Below are 1,311 nucleotides of genomic sequence, written 5' to 3'. Positions count from 1 at the left end.
GTCTTGATCGGGTCGGTGAAGGGGCGGAGATAGTCCTGAATCTCCTGGATGCTCACCGTCTTTCCGGGAATGACCCAGCCATGGTCGTGCAGCAGCGCCACCAGCTCGTCGAAACGCTCCTCGACCTCCAGCGCCACCAGTTCACCCAGGACCTTGGGGAAGCCGTTGGGCAGCGGCGCGCACGCGCCGTAGTCGATGACCGCGAGCCGCCCGTCCTCGAGCACCATGAAGTTGCCCGGATGCGGATCGGCGTGCAGCAGGCCCGCGATGGCCGGTGAGCTGAAATGGAATTCGCCCATCAGCGCCGCCACCCGATTGCGCAGCTCGACCGTTCCTTCCGGATCGGCCATGCCCTGCTGGATGATTCGCGAGACCGGGGTGGCATTGTCGAGCCACTCGGTGACGATCACCTTCGGCGCGCTGGCCACCACCTTCGGCACCAGGAAGCGCGGGTGCCCGTGGAACGCCTTGGCGAACTGGCGCTGGTGCCCGCCCTCGATCCGGTAGTCCAACTCCTCCTCGGTGCGCTCGCTGATCTCGGCGAGGATCGGCTTGATCTCCGCGCCGGGGATCAGCGCGCCCATCATGCCGGCCATCCGATTGAGTGTCTTGAGATCGGCGCGCAGCGCCTCGTCGGCGCCCGGGTACTGCACCTTCACCGCGACGGTCCGGCCGTCGGACCAGACCGCCTTGTGTACCTGGCCGATGCTGGCCGAGGCGGTGGGCTGGTCGTCGAATTCCCGGAATCGTTGCCGCCAACCGGTTCCCAGCTGCTGGTCGAGCTGCCGGTGCACGGCCGCGACCGGCATGGGCGGCGCGGCGGCCTGCAGCTTGGTGAGCGCCTCGCGGTAGTGCTCGCCGAACTCCTCGGGGACGGCGGCCTCCATCACCGACAGCGCCTGTCCGAACTTCATGGCCCCGCCCTTGAGCTCCCCGAGCACGGCGAACAGCTGTTCGGCGGCCTTCTGATTGAGCTCGGCGTTGATCTCCTGCTTGTCTCCCCCGGCAAGTTTGCGGCCGAATCCGACGGCCGCCCGCCCTGCGATGCCGAGCGGAATCTTGGCCAGCTTGGCATTGCGGGAAGAGCGCTTGCTCACAATCTCTGACACGTTCCCATCATGCCGATGTCCCAGACGGTCCGCCATGTGATTCGGGTGTTCTGCCGGGTGACGAGGGGGAGTGGTTTCCATCACACCACCGCCTCCGCGCCGCAACCGCAGTCGGGATGCGGCGTCCAGGTCCGCCGATCCAGCCGCGCGGTGTCCGGATCCCACTCCAGGGTGGCGTTCAAACTCGCCGGTGGCCGCTCCG

Annotated in this window: 1 protein-coding gene; it reads right to left on the bottom strand. The window is 67.5% G+C overall.

Annotated features, from left to right (window positions below; all coding sequences use genetic code 11):
* A partial coding sequence (locus ACIRS4_RS37265; RefSeq protein WP_404204567.1) for an ABC1 kinase family protein occupies window positions 1-1,109 on the bottom strand: 1,109 nt, incomplete at its 3' end.
* Window positions 1,110-1,311: the final 202 nt, after the last annotated feature.

Source organism: Streptomyces sp. NPDC101166 (genome assembly GCF_044768125.1).
GTDB lineage: Bacteria > Actinomycetota > Actinomycetes > Streptomycetales > Streptomycetaceae > Streptomyces.
The sequence above is the reverse complement of the archived record's forward strand: the minus strand, read 5'-3'. Positions and strand labels throughout refer to the sequence as shown.